Origin of the sequence: Cupriavidus plantarum, assembly GCF_905397285.1 — a bacterium.
In the GTDB taxonomy this organism is placed as follows: domain Bacteria; phylum Pseudomonadota; class Gammaproteobacteria; order Burkholderiales; family Burkholderiaceae; genus Cupriavidus; species Cupriavidus plantarum.
This window is the reverse complement of sequence record NZ_CAJPUX010000003.1, coordinates 118762-139482: the sequence shown is the minus strand read 5'-3', so window position 1 is coordinate 139482 and position 20721 is coordinate 118762. Positions and strand designations below refer to the sequence as shown.

Genomic DNA, 20721 nt, shown 5'->3' with positions numbered 1-20721 from the left:
TCAGCGGGCAATCAGCAACGCCAGCTGTTGCAGGCCATCCCATGGCTCTGCCGGCAGACTGGCCGCGGCGCCCGGCGGCAGGTCGGACAACCCTTTCACCTGCCGATCGAGCCGCGCGGCCAGCGCCAGCGCGGCCTCGAGCTGCGGCATCGACAACCGCTGCGCCGCCTGCGGCACCAGCCGCTCGCGCGGGCCCCAGACACGCAGTTCGCGCATCAGCACCGCGGCGGGCTTGCCGGCCGCCAGCCCTTGCCGGACCTTGGATAATACGCGAATTTCCTCGGTCAGCGCCCAGAGCACCAGCACCGTGGCCTCGCCCTCTCCGCGCAGCCCTTCGAGCATCCGCACGAGCCGTGGCACATCGCCCGCGAGCATCGCCTCCGACAGCTTGAACACGTCGTAGCGGGCCACGTTGAGCACCGCGTCGTGGACCTGGTCGAATTTCAGTTCGCCGGGGGGATAGAGCAGTCCGAGTTTCTGGATTTCCTGATGGGCCGCGAGCAGGTTACCCTCCACCTTGTCGGCGATGAACTGCAGGGCGCGGCGTCCGGGCTCGCCGCCCTCCACGCGCTGCTGCTGCAAGGCGAGCCGCTCGCCGACCCAGGTCGGCAGCCGCGTGCGATCGACGGTATCGACCTTGATCGACACCCCCGCTCCTTCCAGCGCCTGGAACCACGCGGACTTGGATGTCGCGAAATCGAGGCGCGGCAGCGTGACAAGCATCAGCACGTCGGGTGACGGCTGCGCGGCCACGGCGCGTAACGCCTCGCCACCATCCTTGCCGGGCTTGCCCGAAGGAATGCGGAGTTCGACGATCTTGCGGTCACCGAACAGCGACATCGACTGCTGCGCCTCGACGAGCTGGCTCCAGTGGAAGCCGCGCTCCGCCACGAGCACGTCGCGTTCGGTATAACCCGAGTCGCGCGCCGCGCGGCGCAGCCGGTCCACGGCCTCCAGCACGAGCAGATGCTCGTCGCCATGCACCACGTAAAGCGGCGACAGGCCCTTGGCCTGGGCCTGCTTCAGATGGGCGTCGAGACCGTCGAGCCTAAGTTGCATCGCGAAACGGTCAGACGGCCTTGACCGCCGCCAGACGGCGCATCAGCTGCTGCACGATGTCGCGCTGCATGTCCCGATAGAGCTGCTGCTCTTCGTAGTCCTTCGCCAGCACGGCGGATTCGTTGTATGTGATGTCGCGCGTCAGCAGGATCGTCGACGGCGGAATCAGCTCCTTGCCCGCCTGATCGCGCAGCCGGAAGCTGAAGCGCTGGCTCAGCCGGTATTCGCGCACCACGCCTTCGGTCGTGATCGAGAGGATCGAACGGCCGCGGGTGTCGCCCAGCACGTCGAGCAGCGCATCGGCCTGCTTGGGATCGTCCACGACAATCGTGTCGGACCCGCCGAGGATCGTGCGCCGCAGGTCCGCGCCCATCGGCGAGTTCGCCGGAATGCCGACGTACAGCTTCTTGAACGCGAAGTCGGCGGTGCCGCGCATGTGGAAACCGCAGCCCGCCAGACCGGCGGCCATCGCGGTAGCGAGTGTCGTGGCAAGAAACGCACGGCGGCGCAGGTTCGGTCGAGTCATGGCTTGGCGGATTCCTTCAATGAGCGGCGACGGCCGTTACAGCACCACGTTCACGAGGCGGCCCGGCACGACCACGATCTTCTTCGGCGTGGCGCCCGCGGCGAACTTCGCGACGATCTCGCTGGCGGCGGCCACCGCCTCGATGGCGGCGCGGTCGGCATCGGCGGGCACCGTGATGCTGCCACGCACCTTGCCGTTGACCTGCAGCACGAGTTCGATCTCGCTGCGCACCAGCGCGGCTTCATCGACCTGCGGCCAGGCGGCGTCGAGCAGCTCGCCGGCTTCGCCCGCGTAGCCGAGCTCCTCCCACAAGGCATGCGCGATGTGCGGCACCACCGGGTACAGCACGCGCAGCAGGATGCCGAAGCCTTCGCGGCGCGCGCCCGGCGACGCGCCCTTGGCATCTTCGAGCGCGTTCAGCATCTTCATGGTCGCGGAGACCACGGTGTTGTACTGGATGCGCTGGTAGTCGTAGTTGGCCTGCTTGAGCACGCCATGGATCTCGCGGCGCAGGTCGGCATCGTCGGCCGTGGGCGCGGCGCCCTTCGCCGCGCGGATGGCCTCGGCATTGGCATGGCCGAACGCCCATACGCGGCGCAGGAAGCGCGACGCGCCTTCCACCCCCGAACCGCTCCACTCGAGCTGCTGCTCGGGCGGCGCGGCGAACATCACGAACAGGCGTGCGGTATCCGCGCCGTACTGGTCGATCAGCGCCTGCGGGTCGATGCCGTTGTTCTTCGACTTCGACATCTTCTCCACGCCGCCGATCACCACGGGCTGGCCATCGGCCTTGAGCGTCGCGCCGATCGGACGGCCGCGCTCGTCGAGCTTCACATCCACGTCGGCCGGGTTGTACCAGGTCTTCTTGCCGCTCGCGTCTTCGCGGTAATACGTCTCGTTCAGCACCATGCCCTGCGTGAGCAGGTTGGTGAACGGCTCGTCGAACTTCACGAGCCCCAGGTCGCGCATGACCTTGGTCCAGAAGCGCGCGTAGAGCAAATGCAGGATCGCGTGTTCGATACCGCCGATGTACTGGTCCATCGGCATCCAGTAATCGTTGCGCGCATCGACCATCGTGGGCGCGTCCGGGCACGTGTAGCGCATGTAGTACCAGCACGAGTCGATGAACGTATCCATCGTGTCGGTCTCGCGGCGCGCGGGCTTGCCGCACGACGGGCACGTGCACGCGAGGAAGCGTTGGTCCTTCGCGAGCGGATTGCCCGTACCGTCCGGCACGAGGTCTTCCGGCAGCACGACGGGCAGATCGTTTTCGGGCACGGGGACCACGCCGCAGCTGTCGCAATGGATGAGCGGAATCGGCGTGCCCCAGTAGCGCTGGCGCGAGATACCCCAGTCGCGCAGGCGCCACGTCGTCTTCTTTTCGCCGAGGCCCAGCGCGGCGATATCGGCGGCGATCGCCTCCACCGCGGCGCGATAACCCAGTCCGTCGTACTTGCCGCTATGAATGAGCGTGCCGTGTTCCTTGTCGCCGTACCACTCCTGCCACGCTTCGGTGGAGTATTCCTGGCCCTTGACGTCCACGACCTGACGGATCGGCAGACCGTACTTGCGCGCGAACGCGAAGTCGCGCTCGTCGTGCGCGGGCACGCCCATCACGGCGCCGTCGCCGTAGCTCATCAGCACGTAGTTGCCGACCCAGACTTCGACTTCGTCGCCGGTCAGCGGATGCGTGACCTTGAGACCCGTCGGCATGCCCTTCTTTTCCATGGTCGCCATGTCGGCTTCCATGACCGAACCCATCTTGCATTCCTCGATGAATGCGGCGAGTTCCGGATTCGTCGCGGCCGCATGCGCGGCCAGCGGATGCTCCGCCGCCACGGCGCAGAACGTCACGCCCATGATCGTGTCGGCACGCGTCGTGAACACGTACAGCCTGCCGTCCTGGATCAGTTCGCCGTTAGCACCCGCGATCTTGTGCGGGAACGCGAAACGCACGCCCACGCTCTTGCCGATCCAGTTCTGCTGCATCACCTTGACGCGCTCGGGCCAGCCCAGGCCGTCGAGGTCGCCGAGCAGTTCCTCGGCGTAGTCGGTGATGCGCAGGTAGTACATCGGGATTTCGCGCTTCTCGACCACCGCGCCCGAACGCCAGCCGCGGCCGTCGATCACCTGCTCGTTCGCGAGCACCGTCTGATCCACCGGGTCCCAGTTCACGGTACCGGTCTTGCGATACGCGATGCCGCGCTCCAGCATCTTCAGGAACAGCCACTGGTTCCAGCGGTAATAGTCCGGGCTGCACGTCGCCACTTCGCGCGACCAGTCGATCGCGAGGCCCATCGACTGCATCTGCTTCTTCATGTAAGCGATGTTGTCGTAGGTCCAGGCGGCCGGCGCCACGCCGTTGTTGAGTGCGGCGTTCTCGGCGGGCATGCCGAACGCATCCCAGCCCATCGGCATCAGCACGTTATGGCCGTTCATGCGCAGGTAGCGCGCCATCACGTCGTTGATCGTGTAGTTGCGCACGTGGCCCATATGCAGCTTGCCCGAGGGGTACGGCAGCATCGAGCAGGCGTAGAACTTGGCGCGCTCCTTGCCGTCGGGCGCCGTCGCATGTTCCGACACCCGGTAGGCATCGGTCGCCTGCCAGTGCTGCTGGGCGGCTTCTTCAACGGCGGACGGAAGGTATTTGTCTTGCATGATGGGTGGGTCAGAGGTGCGGCAAAAACAACGATTATACGTTTGCGGGGGCAGTTACGACCGCGCCTTCAGGCCCAGCACGTCCTGCATGTCGAACAGGCCGTTGGGCTTGTCCGCGAGGAAACGCGCCGCGCGCACCGCGCCGTCGGCATACGAGCGGCGGCTCGACGACTTGTGGCTGATCTCGATGCGTTCGCCGATGCCCGCGAACATCACGGTGTGATCGCCGACGATATCGCCGCCGCGCACCGTCGCGAAACCGATCGACTCCGGATCGCGCTCGCCGGTGTGGCCTTCCCGGGCGTACACGGCCACCTTCGACAGGTCGCGGCCGAGCGCGTCGGCGATGACTTCGCCCATGCTCAGCGCCGTGCCCGAGGGCGCATCGACCTTGTGACGGTGATGCGCCTCGATGATCTCGATGTCATAGCCCGTGGACAGCAGCCTGGCTGCCGCCTCCAGCAGCTTGAACGTGACATTGACGCCCACGCTCATGTTCGAGGCGAATACCACCCCAATATCCTTTGCGGCCTCCGCCAGCGCGGCCTTGCCCGCGGCGTCGAAGCCCGTCGTGCCGATCACCATCTTCACGCCCAGCCGGCGCGCGGCTTCCAGATGCGCGAGCGTGCCCGCCGGACGCGTGAAGTCGATCAGGCAGTCCGCGCCCTTGAGGCCGGCTTCGATGTCAGATGTCAGTTTCACGCCGGTTTCGCGGCCCAGCAGCAGGCCCGCGTCCTGGCCCAGCGCCGGCGAGCCCGGCACATCGAGCGCGCCCGACAGCGTGACGCCCTCGGTGTCGAGGACATGTTCGATCAGCATGCGGCCCATGCGGCCGGAAGCGCCTGCAATGGCGATATTCATGGCGGTATCAGTAAGTGGGGGCGGTAGGGAATGCGCGCCGGTCCGCAGGGACCGGCTCTGGGGAATGCGTACGGGACGGAGCGCCGGCGGGCCGCTTTGTGCACCGGGCTCCGTCCACCCGGACGTCGGCCTGTGTGTCGCCGGCCCGTGTATCAATTGACCGGTTTGACGACCACGCCGTTGGCGGCGGCGGCCGGTGCTTCGGAGGCCTGCGGCGATGCAGCGGCGGGGGCGGCGGGCGCGGTGGCAGGTGCCTCCGTGGCGGGGACCGGATTCGCGGCATCCGCGGGCGGCGCCGGGGCGCCCTTCGGGCCCACGGGAGCGTCCGTATTGGTGCCGGTCAGGATCTTCGTAACGGTCTGATTCTTCTGCACGGCCTTGAAGCCGTCGATTTCCGCGATGAGCTCGTATTCCGACGGCAGTTCGTCGCCGCCGAACTTCACGAGCTTGTCGTCCTGGAAGTACACGGTGTAGCGGCGCTGCTGCACGACCGGCGTGCTGCCGCGGCGGAACGAGAAGACGTAATCCCAGCGATTGCCATGGAACACGTCCGTCAGCAGCGGCGTGCCGAGCAGGAAGCGCACCTGGTCGCGCGTCATGCCTTCTCGCAATTGCGAGGCGGCTTCGCGAGACACAAAGTTGCCCTGGACGATATTGATACGGTACGGCGTGATGGCGTTGGCCACCTTGCGCGAGGTGCTGTCATATGCCGAGCAGGCACCCACCAGCATCGTGGCGGCCAGCAGGGAAGTCACCAGCGTCGGTCGCATGGCGGTCGAACGGTTTGAACGCATGTCTCTCGCTTCAAAAAAGGAGGGGTGGGCCGTGTGACCTGGGCGCGCGCCGCGGATGCGGCGGGCCCGGCACGGCGCGCCATGACCGGTGGCGGTCTGGGCACCGAGGCGACTTTTGTCGCCAAAACCCTTATGATTCAGCTATCCAGACATTGTACTCTAGGGAGTCACGCCCATGCCGAGTCCGGCGGACCTCAAAAATATCGGCCTGAAGGCGACCGTCCCCCGCCTGAAGATCCTTGAAATCTTCCAGACCAGCGAACAACGCCATCTGAGCGCGGAAGACGTCTACCGCATCCTGCTCAACGAGCATATGGATATCGGTCTCGCCACGGTCTATCGCGTCCTGACCCAGTTCGAACAAGCCGGCTTGCTGTCGCGCAACAACTTCGAATCGGGCAAGGCCATCTTTGAACTGAACGAAGGTAAGCATCACGATCACCTGGTGTGCATCGATTGCGGCCGCGTCGAAGAATTCTTCGACTCCGAAATCGAGAAGCGCCAGCAGAGCATCGCGCGCGAGCGTGGCTTTGCACTGCAGGAACACGCGTTGTCGCTCTACGGCAACTGCACGAAGAACGATTGCCCCCACAAACCCAAACGATAAGCGGCGGCGCCGGCCATGACCGGACGTCTCGCGACGAAAAAACCGGCGCCAGGCGCCGGTTTTTTTATGCTTCCGTCAGGAGTGTCGCGCTTACGGTTCCTGCGCGATGTCCTGCTCCAGCACCGCGCGTTGTGCGCGCGAGACCTGCGGCAGGCCCACGAACTCGCCCACCACCTGACGGAACAGTCCGCGCGCCCACACGAGCATCGGATGCGTGTTGCGGCTGCGGTGCCAGAACATGTTCAGGCCCAGCATCGTATTGAGCTCGGCCGGTAGCGGAAACGCCTTGAGGCCGTAGGTCTCGCACGCCATGTCCTTCGTCAGCGCGTTGACCGTGAAGATCATGTCGGTCTGCGCCGCCATTTCGGCCTGCGCGCGCCACGAATGGACGGTCAGCGTGGCGTTGCGCTTGAGCCCGCGCTGCTGCAGCGCGTAGTCGAGCGGGATCAGCGCCGGGGCCGGCCGGCCCGCGCCACCCGAATGGGCCATGAAGATATGGCTGCAGTCCAGATATTGCTCGAGCGTGCATTCGGACTTCAGCACCGGATGGTTCTTGCGCGCGCAGACCCACAGGTTCAGCGACGTGACCATTTCCTCGACGATCTCGGGATGGCGCGTCGGGAACGGCGAAAACGCGACGTCGAGTTCGTTCGCGCGCATCGAGGCTACGTCGGCTTCCCAGGAATGGGATTCGACGAGGCGGATGTGGAGGTCGGGAGCGAGCTGCTTGATGCGGAGCACAAAGCGGTTGAAAACGGTGTCGCCCAGTTCGGCGGCAAACCCGATGCTCAGCGTGCCGGTGGCCACGGCCGGATCGAAATTGTCGGCGTCGCCCTCGTTGATCGACGACCAGAGGTCCAGCATGTCCCGGATCTTGGGCCCGAGTTCCAGCGCACGCGGGGTCGGCGTCAGGCCGTGCGGGACGCGGATGAAGAGCGGATCGTCGAAGATCTCGCGCAGGCGCCCGAGCGAATGCGACACGGCCGGCGCGGTCATGTGCATTTTTTCCGCCACATATGTGGCGTTTCGTTTGCTTAGCAGCTCGGTGAAAATCACGAGCAGCTTGGTATCAACGTTCACCATGATCAGGCCCGGTCCATGCTCGGTACGTTATTCGGCGACGTTCGCTTCGTCGATGGCCCCGCCACTTGCTCGGGTTGCACATCAGATGTCAACAGATTCTTCTAGTGTAAGAGGAAAAAACTGCCTCGGAAAGCAAATTCAGCATTTCTTGCACTCTCGATCCGGGCTTTTTGATCCGCCTTTGACATGATCGCGACAGATTATGTCGATCTCTGACTTTATGACGCGGTTTTTGCCTTGTGGCTATAGTAGATGCCCTAATGCCCACACCAGGGTCCGCACTACGGCTTTAGCCGTTTTCCTCATGTCCAGCTTCCGCGCCCCCGTCGAACTCGCCAAGGCCTACCGTCTGCTCAACCATGGCCCGACCGTTCTGGTCAGCGCCGCGCACGGCGGGCAGCGCAACATCATGGCGGCCGCCTGGGCCATGCCGCTCGACTTCGCGCCACCCAAGGTCGCCGTCGTGGTGGATAAATCCACGTGGACGCGGCACCTGCTCGAAGCCAGCGGCACGTTCGCGCTCCAGGTGCCAACGGTCTCGCAGGTCGATCTGACGGAAGCGCTCGGTTCCAGTTCGGGACAGGCGCTCGCCGCGCAGCAGACTGACAAGTTTGCCGCTTATCGGTTGCAGACCTTTCAGGGAGATGTGATCGATGCACCGCTGCTTGAAGGCTGCGCGGCGTGGCTCGAATGCCGGCTGCTGCCCGAGGCATCGATCCAGCAAACCTACGATCTGTTCCTCGGCGAAGTCATTGCGGCCCATGCGGACACGCGCGTGTTCAGCAATGGACGGTGGCATTTCGACGGTCAGGACGCCCTGCGCACGATCCATCATGTGGCCGGCGGGCATTTCATCGTCGATGGCGACGCGGTCGATGCCCGGCCGCTGGTCCCGAACCCATCGGCGCGGCCATAAAAAAAGGCGCGGAAGCGTCCGCGCCTTTTTCATTGGATGACGACGATTACTTCGCCACCACGCGAGCCATCTCGAGCACCTTGTTCGAGTAGCCCCACTCGTTGTCGTACCAGCTCACGACCTTGATGAAGGTCGAGTCCAGCGCGATACCGGCTTCGGCGTCGAAGATAGACGTACGGGCGTCACCGCGGAAGTCGGTCGCCACGACCTTGTCTTCCGTGTAACCCAGCACGCCCTTCAGCGCGCCAGCGCTCTGCGACTTCATCTCGGCGCAGATTTCTTCGTACGTGGCCGGCTTTTCGAGTTCGACGGTCAGGTCGACCACCGACACGTCCGACGTCGGCACGCGGAACGACATACCGGTCAGCTTCTTGTTCAGCACCGGAATCACCTTGCCCACGGCCTTGGCCGCGCCCGTCGACGACGGGATGATGTTTTCCAGGATGCCGCGGCCACCGCGCCAGTCCTTGTTCGACGGGCCGTCCACGGTCTTCTGCGTGGCGGTGGTGGCGTGCACGGTGGTCATCAGGCCGCGCTTGATGCCCCACTTGTCGTTCAGCACCTTGGCGATCGGGGCCAGGCAGTTCGTCGTGCAGCTGGCGTTCGAGATGATCGCTTCGCCGGCGTACGATTCGTGGTTCACGCCGTACACGAACATCGGGGTGTCGTCCTTCGACGGCGCCGACATGATGACCTTCTTGGCGCCCGCGTCGATGTGCTTCTGCGCGCCTTCCTTCGTCAGGAAGATGCCGGTCGACTCGACCACCACGTCGGCACCGATCTCGCCCCACTTCAGCTCGGCGGGATCCTTGACGGCGGTCAGGCGGATCTTCTTGCCATTGACGACCAGCGTGTTGCCATCGACCGACACTTCACCGTCGAAGCGGCCGTGCACCGAGTCGTACTTCAGCATGTACGCCAGGTAGTCCGGCTCCAGCAGGTCGTTGATGCCGACGACTTCGACGTCCTTGAAGTTGGCGACAGCGGCGCGGAATACCATGCGTCCGATACGGCCGAAGCCGTTGATGCCGATCTTGATGGTCATGTCTATCTCCTGTTGAATCGATGAAAGCTTACTGGGCCAGCGTGGCGCGCACCGTATCGGCGACGTTCTCCACGGTGAACCCGAAATGCTTGAACAGCACGCCGGCAGGCGCCGACTCGCCGAAGGTGTCGATACCGACCACGGCCTGGACCTGGTACTTCCACCAGAAGTCCGTCACGCCGGCTTCCACCGCCACGCGCGGCACGCCCGCGGGCAGCACGCTGGCCTTGTACGCGGCATCCTGCTTGTCGAACACGGTGGTGGCGGGAACCGACACCACGCGCACATGCAGGCCGTCGATCGCGAGCTGTTCCGCCGCGCCGACCGCGAGTCCGACTTCCGAGCCCGTGGCCAGGATCACGGCGTCCGGACGCTTCGTGCGCGGGTTGGTGCCGTCGCGCAGCACGTAGCCGCCGCGCGCGATGTTGGCGCGCGTGGCGTCATCACGCTTCTGGAACGGCAGGTTCTGACGGCTGAAGATCAGGCAGCTCGGGCCGTTCTCGCGGCGCAGCGCTTGCGCCCATGCCACGGCCGTTTCGGTCGTGTCGGCGGTACGCCAGACATCCATGTTGGGGATCAGCCGCAGGCTGGCCACGTGCTCCACCGACTGGTGAGTCGGGCCATCTTCGCCGAGGCCGATCGAGTCGTGCGTGAACACGAACAGCGTGCGGATCTTCATCAGCGCCGCCATGCGCAGCGCGTTGCGGCTGTAGTCGGAGAACGTGAGGAACGTGCCGCCGTAGGGGATATACCCGCCGTGCAGCGCCACGCCATTCATGATCGCGCTCATGCCGAACTCGCGCACACCATAGTTGATGTGGTTGCCCCATGCATCGGCGCGGACGGCCTTGCTGCCGGACCAGTTGGTCAGGTTCGAGCCCGTCAGGTCGGCCGAACCGCCGAGGAATTCCGGCAGCACGGGGCCGATGGCCTCGATCGTGTTCTGGCTCGCCTTGCGCGTGGCGATCGTCTCGGCCTTCTCTTCGCACTTGGCGATGAATGCGTCCACCGCGGCGTCGAAGCCCTCCGGCAGTTCGCCTCGCATGCGGCGGCTGAATTCGCCGGCTTCGTACGGATGCACTTCGGCGTAGGCGTCGAACAGTGCGTTCCAGGCCTTCTCCAGCGCGCCGCCGGTCGCCTTGGCGTCCCATGCGGCGTAGACCTCTTCCGGCAGCTCGAACGGGGCATGGGCCCAGCCCAGCGCCTCACGCGTGGCCAGGATTTCCTGGCCGCCCAGCGGCGCGCCGTGGACGTCGTGGCCACCGGCCTTGTTCGGCGAGCCCTTGCCGATCACGGTACGGCAGCAGATCAGCGTCGGCTTGTCGCTGCTCTTGGCCTGCGTGATCGCCGCATCGACGGCGGCCGCGTCGTGGCCATCGACCGCGCGGATCACGTTCCAGCCATAGGCCTCGAAACGCTTCGGGGTATCGTCGTTGAACCAGTGCACCACGTCGCCGTCGATCGAGATGCCGTTGTCATCCCACAGCGCGACCAGCTTGTTCAGCTTGAGCGTGCCGGCCAGCGAGCAGGCTTCGTGGCTGATGCCTTCCATCAGGCAGCCGTCGCCGAGGAACACGTAGGTGTGGTGATTGACGAGGTCGAAACCGGGGCGATTGAATTCTTCGGCGAGCAGACGCTCGGCCAGCGCCATGCCGACCGCGTTGGTAATGCCCTGGCCAAGCGGGCCCGTCGTGGTCTCGACACCCGGGGTGATGCCGTATTCGGGGTGACCGGCCGTCTTGCTGTGCAACTGGCGGAAGTTCTTCAGCTCGCTCACGGGCAGGTCGTAGCCTGTCAGGTGCAGCAGCGCGTAGAGCAGCATCGAGCCGTGGCCGTTGGAGAGCACGAAGCGATCGCGATCGGCCCAGTGCGGGTTCGCCGGATTATGCTTCAGGTGGCGGCTCCAGAGCGCCACGGCGATGTCTGCCATGCCCATCGGCATGCCGGGGTGGCCGGAATTGGCCTGCTGCACGGCATCCATGGCCAGCACGCGGATTGCGTTGGCCATCAGCTGTGCGGGCTGGGAAGCATAGGGACTAGTGGCGGGATGTGCGAGGGCAGACATGCGGGCGGAAACCTGGCGGCGGGAAAACCGCAATTTTAGCAGAAGGACGCGTCTTGCCAGACCGCCCGCCAGCGGTTCCGGGCGGTTTCCGGACGGTTCCGCGCATACCGCGGGGGCAAGTGCAGAGTTGTCATCCGCGCGCCCTCCCGCCCGGCGGGCGCGACAGCGGCGGCGCGCCCGCGTAACATGTGCCTGCCCCAATGAGGAGACCATCCGGAGCCCATCATGCCCAGACCGCCCAACACGCCCTGGCTCACGCCTTACCTGACGGTCGCCAGCGGACGTGCCGCGCTCGATTTCTACAGCCGTGCGTTCGGCTTCACGGTCCACAACGTCCTCGACGAGAACGGCGTGCCGACCCATGCCGAAATGCATTACCAGGGCCAGCTCGTGGTGATGTTCGCGCCCGAGGGCGCGTGGGGCAGCACCGCGCGCACGCCTCGCTCGCTCGGCGTGGAAGCGTCGCAGACCTTCTACGTGTACTGCGAGGACGTCGACGCGATGTTCGCGCGCGCGATCGGCGCGGGCGCAATCAGCGTCATGCCGCCCGCGGACCAGTTCTGGGGCGACCGTTACTGCATGGTCGAAGATCCGGACGGCTACCGGTGGGGCTTCGGCAAACACCTCGGCCAACCTGACACTGCCAGCGAAACTCCCCGCGACAACTCCGATACGCCCTGATGCCTCCCCGTTTTTACGTCGAAGCGGCGCTCGCCGCCGACGCCACGCTGGAACTGCCCGACACCGTCGTCCGCCACGCGCAGGTGCTGCGCCTCGCGCCCGGCGACGCCGTGACCCTCTTTGACGGACGCGGCGGCAGCCATCCGGCCACGCTGGTCGAACTCGGCAAGCGCCGCGCCGTCGTACAGGTAGGTCCGCACGACGCGGCCGAAGCCGAACTGCCGTTTCGCGTCACGCTCGCGCAGGGGCTCGCCGGCGGCGACAAGATGGACTGGCTGATCGAGAAGGCCGTGGAACTCGGCGTGTCCGCGATCCAGCCGCTGCAGGCGCACCGCTCGGTGGTGCGGCTCAGCGGCGAGCGCGCCGCAAAGCGCGAAGCCCACTGGCAGGCGCTGATCGCCGCCGCCTGCGAACAATGCGGCCGCAACCGCTTGCCGGCGCTCGCGCCGGTGGCTACCGTGGAAGCATGGCTCGCGGCGCCGCCCTCGGCTCCGGCTGGCGCCCGGTTGCTGGTGTCGCCGCGCGCCACGGCATCGCTGCCCACGCTCGCTGCGGCCGAACGCGCGGCGTGGCTGGCCAGCGGCGTGACGCTGCTGATCGGCCCGGAAGGCGGGCTGGCGCCCGAGGAAGAAGACATGGCACTGCGCGCGGGCTTCACCGCGGTATCTCTGGGACCGCGCATCCTGCGCACCGAAACCGCCGGGCTGGCCTGCCTGGCAACGCTGAACGCCGTGCTCGGCGGATTTTGACGGCCTCTCCGTTAATCACTGCAAGGAGTCGATCATGGGACTACTCGATAGCGTACTGGGCGGTGTGCTGGGCGGCAACGCGCAACACCCGGGCGGCCAGGGGGCCGGCGGCCTCGATCCAAAGATCATGATGGCGCTGGGGCTGCTGGCGATGCTGGCCATGCGCAACAAGGGCGGACAGGCCGACGGCACGGGGGCGGAACCCGGTGGCGCCGGCGGACTGGGCGGCATGCTTGGCGGTGGCCTCGGCGGAGTGCTGGGCGGCATGCTCGGCGGCGGCAGCGCGCCGGCGCCGGGCGGACTGGACCTCGGCTCGCTGCTCGGCGGACTGCTCGGCGGTCAGGGCGAGGCGGCCGGGAGCGCGCAGGCCATGGGTGCCGCGGCGGGCGGCATCGGCGCGCTGCGCGACGTGCTCGCGCAGGCGGGACTGGGCCATCAGGTGGATTCGTGGATCGGCACGGGCAACAACGAACCGGTCAGTCCGACCGAGCTGTCGAACGCGCTCGGCGGCAGTGGCGCGCTGCAGTCGCTCGCCGAGACCACGGGGATGTCGCATGACGACGTCGCGGCCAGCCTCAGCGCGGGGCTGCCGGAACTGATCGACCGGCTCACGCCCGATGGCCGGGTTCCCGACGCCTGAGCGCCGCCAAAACAAAACGCCCGCTTCCGGCGGGCGTTTTGATATGCAGCGAAACGGTCTGTGTCCGGGGCGGTATCAGGCGAACGAGTAGAACACGCGGAACTGCACCTTTCGCTCGGCCCAGAACTCGGCCGCGTCGCGGAAAACGTCTAGCAGGACCTCGCGCGCTTCCTTGTCGAACTTCTGCGCGATCGGCAGGCCTTCCAGCACGATCACGAAGCCCGGCTGCGGGCCCGCCTTGTGGATCATGTCGGTCAGGCAATCGGACAGCGCATCGAAGTTCTTGCCGAAATGCTTCGGGAACATGAACTCGGTGGCGATCGTCTCCAGGATCTCCGCCTTGCTCTGGCAGTTCGCGCAATTCGCGTACAGGAAATGCTGGTTAAGCGCAGCGGCCGCCTGGGCCAGCTCCGGCACGCGGAACGCGCGAATCGACTGGACGATGTTCGGGCGCACCGTCTTGAACAGGTTCATGGCTCCCTCGTTGGTGCCGTCTTCGGACCCGGGCACCACGATCGGCGCGCATGCGGGCGGTAGTCCGTGCGTGAGCTCTTGTCGGGGCATCATCAGCACATTGTCGTAGAGGTTCTGGGCCTGATGCTGGGCCCGATGCCAGCCATCTCCGGCGCCGCGCTCTTCGCGGGCGGCAAGGGCGTCGCCCAATCCGAAAATGTCAGTCGTCATTTGGTTATCCGTTTGAAGCTGTTGTAGTGGTCTTCCGTGTAATAGCAATCGTTGGCGGCGCGTTGATCACCACCGCATACGATCCGCTTCGCTCCCCGGTTCCGGCTGTTGGTCTTGACGGTGTACTCGCGGTAGTACCCGCGCGGTTGCTGGGGCAGGATGCGCTCGTAGTTGCCGAAGCGCGATCCATCCTTGTCATACGGGAACGGTCCGCCGGACTCGATGCGCTCTAGCGTGCGCTGCGCCTCGTTGGGCAACTGCTGCACGGCGATGGTTCCCGCCGTACCCGCCACAGCCACCGACGTCGCCACCGATGCAGCTACCGACGCCACCACCGACGCGCTCAGCACCAACCCCTTCCATGCCTGGGCCAGCCTACTCGCCATCGTGGGGACTCCGCCTGTATTCAAAGGCGTAAGGTTACGCGTCCGGCGCGGATTAATCAATCCCTGCGGGGGTGGGCGCGGGAATTCTTCAATTGTTTCAATATGTTATTGATATGTGTGCACACACTTACATTGCAACCATTACACAATGAAAAAGCCGGGCAAACCCGGCTTTTTCATACACGCGTGCGGAAAGCCTGGCTTAGCGCTTGGCGGCGGCATCGACGACCACGAGGGACGTCATGTTGACGATACGGCGCACCGTGGCCGACGGCGTCAGAATATGTACCGGACCGTTCACACCGAGCAGGATCGGGCCGATCGCCACGTTGTTGCCCGCGGCGACCTTGAGCAGGTTGTACGAGATGTTGGCGGCGTCGATATTCGGGCACACGAGCAGGTTGGCTTCGCCGACCAGCGCGCCGTCCGGCACCAGCGAGTCGCGCAGCTTCTGGTCCAGCGCGCTGTCGCCGTGCATTTCGCCATCGACCTCGAGGTCCGGCGCGCGGTCGCGCAGGATCTTGAGCGTCTCGCGCATCTTGATCGCCGAAGGCGAGTCCGACGAACCGAAGTTCGAGTGCGACAGCAGCGCGACCTTGGGTTCGATGCCGAAGCGCTTGAGTTCTTCCGCCGCCATGATCGTGATCTCGGCGAGCTGGTTCGGCGTCGGGTCGATGTTGACGTGCGTGTCCACCAGGAAGATCTGGCGGCCCGGCAGCACCAGGCCGTTCATCGCCGCGTACACGCAATGCGTGCCGCCCAGCACCTGGTCGATGTAGCGCAGATGCGCGGCCGTGTTGCTCACGGTACCGCAGATCATGCCGTCCGCCTCGCCCTTCTTGATCAGCATCGCGCCTATCAGCGTGGTGCGGCGGCGCATCTCCAGCTTGGCGTACTGCGGCGTGATGCCTTCGCGCGCCATCATCTTGTAATACGTGTCCGAGTAATCGCGGAAACGTTCGTCGTGCTCGGGGTTCACCACGGTGAAGTCGACGCCCATGCGCAGGCGCAGGCCGAAGCGTTCGATGCGGTGCGTCAGCACGGCCGGACGGCCGATCAGGATCGGGTTGGCCAGCTTCTCATCGACGATCACCTGCACTGCGCGCAGCACGCGCTCTTCTTCGCCCTCGGCGAAGACGATGCGCTTGCGGTCCATCTCCACCTTGCGCGCGGCCGCGTAGATCGGCTTCATCAGCGTGCCCGAGTGGTACACGAACTGTTGCAGCTGCAGCTTGTACGCGTCCATGTCCTCGATCGGACGCGCGGCCACGCCACCCTTGGCGGCGGCCTCCGCCACAGCCGGCGCGATCGTCACGATCAGGCGCGGGTCGAACGGCTTCGGAATCAGATACTCGGGACCGAACGACAGGTCCTGGATGCCGTACGCCGTCGCCACGACGTCGCTTTGTTCCTGACGCGCGAGCTCGGCCACCGCGTTGGCGGCGGCGATTTCCATTTCACGCGTGATCGTCGTGGCGCCGCAGTCCAGCGCGCCGCGGAAGATGAACGGGAAGCAAAGGACGTTGTTGACCTGGTTCGGATAGTCGGTGCGGCCCGTCGCGATGATCGCGTCCGGACGGACTTCCTTGCACAGCTCCGGCATGATTTCCGGATTCGGGTTGGCGAGGGCCAGCACGAGCGGGTCCTTGGCCATGCCCTTGACCATCTCGGGCTTGAGCACACCGGCGGCGGACAGGCCCAGGAAGATGTCGGCGCCTTCGATGACCTCGGCCAGCTTGCGCTTGTCGGTCTTCTGCGCGAAGCGCGACTTCTCGGGATCCATCAGTTCCGTACGGCCTTCGTACACCACGCCGGCGATGTCCGTGACCCAGATGTTCTCGAGCTTCAGGCCCATGTCCACGAGCAGGTCCAGGCAGGCCAGCGCGGCCGCGCCGGCGCCGGAGGCCACCAGCTTCACCTCGGAGATGTCCTTGCCCACGACCTTCAGGCCGTTGATGACGGCCGCGCCCACGACGATCGCGGTACCGTGCTGGTCATCGTGGAAGACGGGAATCTTCATGCGCTCGCGCAGCTTGCGCTCGACGTAGAAGCACTCGGGCGCCTTGATGTCCTCGAGGTTGATGCCGCCGAACGTCGGCTCGAGCGAGGCGATGATGTCGACGAGCTTTTCCGGATCCTTCTCGTCGATCTCGATGTCGAACACATCGATACCGGCGAACTTCTTGAACAGGCCGCCCTTGCCTTCCATCACGGGCTTCGATGCCGCGGCGCCGATGTCGCCGAGACCGAGCACGGCGGTGCCGTTGGTGATCACGGCCACGAGGTTGCCGCGCGCGGTGTAGCGGAAGGAGTTGGCCGGATCGGCGACGATCTCCTCGCACGCGGCGGCGACGCCCGGCGAGTAAGCCAGCGCCAGATCGCGCTGGTTCGAAAGCGGCTTGGTGGGAGTTACGGAAATCTTGCCCGGCGTCGGAAACTCGTGATATTCGAGTGCGGCCTTGCGCAGCGCCTCACGCTGCTGTTGTTTCAGGTCGTCTTGGGACGGGGACTGCTGAGGACTTGTCATCTGCGCATCTTCCGATCGGTGGAGCCGCACGTGAATGTGACGGGGACCGAAGCGGGCCGGCTCCGTACCCGCTGTCTCTCTGTATAAGAGCCTCGCATTTTATATTGTGAAATATTATTTCACAATAAGCGTTTTACGCGGGGCAGCTTTGCGTTTCGGTACAATATGCCGCATGCCGCCGGGCTTGACCAGCCGTATTCTCCACGGCTTCCCTCCCGCCTGGAACGCCTTTCCGCCGCCGATCTCACGCACCTTTCCCGCACCTCTCCCGCACCTTCCGTGCCCCGTCCCGCCCGCCGATGCCTGAACCTTTATCCGAGTTCGACCTGATCCGCCGCTATTTCACGCGCCCGGTCCACAAGGCCGCGCTCGGCGTCGGCGACGACTGCGCGCTGATCGAGGGGCGGCCCGGCCATCAGCTGGCCATCAGCACGGACATGCTCGTCTCCGGCCGCCACTTCTTTCCGGACGTCCCGCCCCGCTCGCTCGGCCACAAGGCGCTTGCGGTGAATCTGTCCGACCTCGCCGCGATGGGCGCGGAGCCGCGCGCGTTCACGCTCGCGCTCGCCCTGCCCAGTGCCGAGGCGCCGTGGCTCGCGGAACTCGCGGCGGGCATGCTGGAACTTGCCGATTTGCACGGTTGCGAGCTGATTGGCGGCGACACGACGCGCGGGCCGCTGACGCTGTCGATCACCGTGTTCGGCGACGTGCCGCCGCGCCAGGCGCTGCGCCGCGATGCCGCCCGGCCCGGCGACGACATCTGGATCTCGGGCACGCTGGGCGATGCGCGGCTTGCGCTAGGCGATTTCCGAGGCGAATGGCTGCTGCCAGAACCCGACTTCACCGCCGTCCGGCCGCGCATGGATACGCCGACGCCGCGCGTCGCGCTGGGCATGGCGCTGCGCGGCGTGGCGCATGCGACACTCGATATTTCCGACGGCCTGGTGGGCGATCTTGGCCATATCCTGGCCCGTTCGGCCGTCGGCGCATGGCTCGATGTCGATGCGCTGCCGCGTTCGGAAATCCTCGCCAGGCAGCCCGAAGAGTGTCAGCGCCTGTGCACGCTGACCGGCGGCGACGACTACGAGCTCTGCTTTACCGCGCCGGCCGATGCGCGGGAGACACTCGCAGGCATCGCCACGCGGCTAGCACTGCCGCTCACGCGCGTCGGGGCGATCACCCCGGAAGCCGGCCTGCGACTCGTCGATCGCGAGGGCAATCCGTGCCGGTTCGACGGTGCGGCGTTCGATCATTTCGCGTCGCCTTGACCGTCCTGGCGCGTGTGCCAACCAACGTACCCGCCGCGATGCCCCCGCGACGTTACTGCATGACGGGGCGCCACAAGCCATGTCATGATGCCGGCATGCGCGGCGCTCGAGCGAGCGCCGACTGACAAGAACATAGATACCCGAGCCGATTCATCCGATGTCCGCCTATCCTCCCGGCGCCGCCCAAGGCAACGCCGCCGACCCCGTCACGCTTGAAGCCGGCCAGACCGTGCGTATCACCCGGCCGACCGCGCGCTTCATGTTCGGCCATCCCGCGCGCCTGATCGCCTACGGCTTCGGGTCGGGGCTCTCGCCCGTCGGCCCGGGTACCGTCGGCACGCTGTATGGCTGGCTGTCGTTCGTCGTCATCTCGATGTGGATCGAACCCACGACGTGGCTGTGGGTCATTGCGGGCAGTTTCCTCGTGGGCCTGTGGGCCTGCGCGCGAACGGCCCGCGATATGGGCGTTTTCGACCATGGCAGCATGGTCTGGGACGAGATCGTCGCGTTCTGGATCGTGATGCTGTTCGTCACGCCGACCGGTTTCTGGGGCCAGCTTGCGGCCTTTCTGTGGTTCCGGCTGTTCGATATCGCCAAGCCCGCGCCGATCCGCTATTACGACCGCACGATGAAGGGTCCCGGCCTGATGGGCGCGTTCGGCGTGATGTTCGACGACCTGCTCGCGGCCTTCTACACGTTGCTCGTGTTCGCGTTGTGGCGTTCGTTCTAAGACGCGTACCCGGTTTCTATCCCCAGCCGATCCCCTGCCGATCCCACGATCATGTCCGTCAGTCGCCTGCTCGACCAACTTGCCGTCCAGATCGGCGTGGCGCTCTCCGAGCGCTCGCTGATGCTTGCCACCGCCGAATCCTGCACGGGTGGGCTGGTGTCGGCCGCCATTACCGATATCTCGGGCTCGTCGGGCTGGTTCGAGCGCGGCTTCGTGACCTACTCGAACGAGGCCAAAAGCACGATGATCGGCGTGCCCGCCAAGCTCATTCGCGATCATGGCGCGGTCAGCGAGGAAGTGGCGCATGCCATGGCGGAAGGCGCGCTCCTCAACAGCCGGGCGCAGGTGTCGCTGTCGATCACCGGGGTCGCCGGGCCTGGCGGCGGGACTGCCGAGAAACCTGTCGGCATGGTCTGCTTCGGCTGGAGCAACCGTATCACCACGCTCACCAGCACCCAGCGCTTCCGCGGCGACCGCGCGCAGATCCGCCGGCAGGCGGCGGAGCATGCCTTGCGGGGTTTGCTGGAGCTGATTCGGAACGAGGCGTAAGGGACGTAAGGGACGTAGGGGACGTAGGGGACGTAGGGGACGTAGGGGACGTAGGGGAACGCCCCCCTGCTCAACCGTGCCGGTAACGGTTGATCGCGTCGCGCGTCTGCGTGGCGACCTTGCGGGCCGCGGCGGCAAAGTCCTTGTCGCGGCTGGCGTAGAGGATGGCGCGGGACGAATTGATCATCATGCCGGTGCCGTCGGCCGTGCGGCCTGCCTTGACCGTGGCTTCGATGTCGCCGCCCTGGGCGCCGATGCCCGGAATCAGCAGCGGCATGTCGCCGACGATCTGCCGGACGCGGGCGATTTCCGCCGGGAAGGTGGCGCCCACCACGAGCCCCATCTGGCCGTTGGTGTTCCACCGCTCGCGCGCGGCCTCGGCCACGACCTGGTACACGGGTTTGCCATCCACCGGCAGGAACTGCACGTCCGAGCCGCCCGCGTTCGACGTGCGGCACAGCACGATCACGCCGCGGCCGGGATACGCCAGGTACGGCTCCATCGAATCGAAGCCCATGTACGGGCTCACCGTCACCGCATCCGCCTTGTAGCGCTCGAACGCCTCGATGGCGTAATGCTCGGCCGTCGAGCCGATATCGCCGCGCTTGGCATCCAGCACCACCGGAATCCCGGGATGCGCGTCGTGGATATATTCGATCAGCTGCTCGAGCTGGTCCTCCGCGCGCTGCGAATGGAAGTAGGCGATCTGCGGCTTGTACGCGCAGACGAGATCCGCCGTGGCATCGACGATTTCACGGCAGAACGAGAAAATGGCCCCGCCCGTGCCGGTCATCGACATGGGCAGCTTGGCGGGATCCGGGTCCAGGCCGACGCATAGCAGGGAATCGTTGCGCTGCCAGGCGGCGGACAGCTGCTCGGTGAAGGTCATGGGA

At 65.9% G+C, this 20721-nt stretch carries 20 protein-coding genes; 8 read left to right on the top strand and 12 right to left on the bottom strand.

The window, feature by feature from the left end:
- The 5 genes from holA to KHP16_RS15295 all read right to left on the bottom strand — a co-directional run bounded on the left by holA (position 1) and on the right by KHP16_RS15295 (position 5898).
- Positions 1 to 1059: a DNA polymerase III subunit delta gene (holA, locus tag KHP16_RS15315; protein WP_211960628.1), complete on the bottom strand. Its 1059-nt coding sequence runs from the start codon at positions 1057 to 1059 to the stop codon at positions 1 to 3.
- A 10-nt stretch (positions 1060 to 1069) separates the two neighbouring features.
- Entirely contained in the window at positions 1070 to 1585 is a 516-nt protein-coding gene (locus tag KHP16_RS15310; RefSeq protein ID WP_109580126.1) for an LPS-assembly lipoprotein LptE, read from the bottom strand.
- Between the two features lie 36 nt (positions 1586 to 1621).
- Positions 1622 to 4243, bottom strand: a complete 2622-nt coding sequence (gene leuS, locus KHP16_RS15305) for a leucine--tRNA ligase (protein ID WP_211960627.1) — start codon at positions 4241 to 4243, stop codon at positions 1622 to 1624.
- Positions 4244 to 4297: 54 nt separating this feature from the next.
- Positions 4298 to 5104, bottom strand: coding sequence for a 4-hydroxy-tetrahydrodipicolinate reductase (gene dapB / locus KHP16_RS15300; protein ID WP_109580124.1), 807 nt, complete (start codon positions 5102 to 5104; stop codon positions 4298 to 4300).
- Positions 5105 to 5256: 152 nt separating this feature from the next.
- Positions 5257 to 5898, bottom strand: a complete 642-nt coding sequence (locus KHP16_RS15295) for an outer membrane protein assembly factor BamE (protein WP_109580123.1) — start codon at positions 5896 to 5898, stop codon at positions 5257 to 5259.
- Positions 5899 to 6073: 175 nt separating this feature from the next.
- Between KHP16_RS15295 and fur the strand changes: the two genes are divergently transcribed.
- Positions 6074 to 6505 carry a ferric iron uptake transcriptional regulator gene (fur, locus tag KHP16_RS15290; RefSeq protein ID WP_109580122.1) on the top strand — a complete coding sequence of 144 codons (432 nt, stop codon included), beginning with the start codon at positions 6074 to 6076 and terminating at the stop codon, positions 6503 to 6505.
- Positions 6506 to 6595: 90 nt separating this feature from the next.
- On the opposite strand, the gene KHP16_RS15285 is transcribed toward fur, so the two are convergent.
- Positions 6596 to 7588: a LysR family transcriptional regulator gene (locus KHP16_RS15285; RefSeq protein WP_211960626.1), complete on the bottom strand. Its 993-nt coding sequence runs from the start codon at positions 7586 to 7588 to the stop codon at positions 6596 to 6598.
- A gap of 304 nt (positions 7589 to 7892) precedes the next feature.
- Between KHP16_RS15285 and KHP16_RS15280 the strand changes: the two genes are divergently transcribed.
- Entirely contained in the window at positions 7893 to 8504 is a 612-nt protein-coding gene (locus tag KHP16_RS15280) for a flavin reductase family protein (RefSeq protein WP_211960625.1), read from the top strand.
- Positions 8505 to 8550: 46 nt separating this feature from the next.
- Here the strand turns inward: KHP16_RS15280 and gap are convergent, their stop codons facing one another.
- Together gap and tkt are read right to left on the bottom strand one after the other, a co-directional pair.
- Positions 8551 to 9549 carry a type I glyceraldehyde-3-phosphate dehydrogenase gene (gene gap, locus KHP16_RS15275; protein ID WP_109580119.1) on the bottom strand — a complete coding sequence of 333 codons (999 nt, stop codon included), beginning with the start codon at positions 9547 to 9549 and terminating at the stop codon, positions 8551 to 8553.
- A gap of 28 nt (positions 9550 to 9577) precedes the next feature.
- Positions 9578 to 11614 (bottom strand): transketolase, encoded by a 2037-nt coding sequence (tkt, locus tag KHP16_RS15270; protein ID WP_181366063.1) that lies wholly within the window; start codon positions 11612 to 11614, stop codon positions 9578 to 9580.
- 225 nt (positions 11615 to 11839) lie between these two features.
- Here tkt and KHP16_RS15265 point away from each other — a divergent pair, with 225 nt between their 5' ends.
- From KHP16_RS15265 to KHP16_RS15255, 3 genes are read left to right on the top strand one after another with little or no spacing between them, the layout of a single operon-like run.
- Positions 11840 to 12295 carry a VOC family protein gene (locus KHP16_RS15265; RefSeq protein ID WP_109580117.1) on the top strand — a complete coding sequence of 152 codons (456 nt, stop codon included), beginning with the start codon at positions 11840 to 11842 and terminating at the stop codon, positions 12293 to 12295.
- Complete coding sequence (locus KHP16_RS15260) at positions 12295 to 13044, top strand: 16S rRNA (uracil(1498)-N(3))-methyltransferase (protein ID WP_211960624.1); 750 nt, start codon at positions 12295 to 12297, stop codon at positions 13042 to 13044. Before KHP16_RS15265 ends, KHP16_RS15260 begins: the two co-directional genes overlap by 1 nt.
- Before the next feature lie 34 nt (positions 13045 to 13078).
- The gene (locus tag KHP16_RS15255; protein WP_115952770.1) at positions 13079 to 13684 is read left to right on the top strand and encodes a YidB family protein; all 606 of its coding nucleotides are present in this window, start codon (positions 13079 to 13081) and stop codon (positions 13682 to 13684) included.
- A gap of 75 nt (positions 13685 to 13759) precedes the next feature.
- Here the strand turns inward: KHP16_RS15255 and KHP16_RS15250 are convergent, their stop codons facing one another.
- The 3 genes from KHP16_RS15250 to KHP16_RS15240 all read right to left on the bottom strand — a co-directional run bounded on the left by KHP16_RS15250 (position 13760) and on the right by KHP16_RS15240 (position 17281).
- The gene (locus KHP16_RS15250) at positions 13760 to 14368 is read right to left on the bottom strand and encodes a barstar family protein (RefSeq protein WP_115952771.1); all 609 of its coding nucleotides are present in this window, start codon (positions 14366 to 14368) and stop codon (positions 13760 to 13762) included.
- The gene (locus KHP16_RS15245) at positions 14365 to 14754 is read right to left on the bottom strand and encodes a ribonuclease (RefSeq protein WP_109580113.1); all 390 of its coding nucleotides are present in this window, start codon (positions 14752 to 14754) and stop codon (positions 14365 to 14367) included. The genes KHP16_RS15250 and KHP16_RS15245 overlap by 4 nt, the downstream gene beginning before the upstream one ends.
- A 202-nt stretch (positions 14755 to 14956) precedes the next feature.
- Positions 14957 to 17281 (bottom strand): NADP-dependent malic enzyme, encoded by a 2325-nt coding sequence (locus KHP16_RS15240; protein WP_109580112.1) that lies wholly within the window; start codon positions 17279 to 17281, stop codon positions 14957 to 14959.
- A gap of 299 nt (positions 17282 to 17580) precedes the next feature.
- On the opposite strand from KHP16_RS15240, the gene thiL reads away from it, so the two are divergent.
- The 3 genes from thiL to KHP16_RS15225 all read left to right on the top strand — a co-directional run bounded on the left by thiL (position 17581) and on the right by KHP16_RS15225 (position 19828).
- The gene (gene thiL, locus KHP16_RS15235) at positions 17581 to 18549 is read left to right on the top strand and encodes a thiamine-phosphate kinase (protein WP_211960623.1); all 969 of its coding nucleotides are present in this window, start codon (positions 17581 to 17583) and stop codon (positions 18547 to 18549) included.
- Between the two features lie 157 nt (positions 18550 to 18706).
- The gene (locus KHP16_RS15230; protein WP_109580110.1) at positions 18707 to 19279 is read left to right on the top strand and encodes a phosphatidylglycerophosphatase A family protein; all 573 of its coding nucleotides are present in this window, start codon (positions 18707 to 18709) and stop codon (positions 19277 to 19279) included.
- Positions 19280 to 19330: 51 nt separating this feature from the next.
- The gene (locus KHP16_RS15225) at positions 19331 to 19828 is read left to right on the top strand and encodes a CinA family protein (protein WP_211960622.1); all 498 of its coding nucleotides are present in this window, start codon (positions 19331 to 19333) and stop codon (positions 19826 to 19828) included.
- A gap of 70 nt (positions 19829 to 19898) precedes the next feature.
- Here KHP16_RS15225 and pyrF read toward each other — a convergent pair whose 3' ends face one another.
- The gene (gene pyrF, locus KHP16_RS15220; protein WP_109580108.1) at positions 19899 to 20717 is read right to left on the bottom strand and encodes an orotidine-5'-phosphate decarboxylase; all 819 of its coding nucleotides are present in this window, start codon (positions 20715 to 20717) and stop codon (positions 19899 to 19901) included.
- Positions 20718 to 20721: the final 4 nt, after the last annotated feature.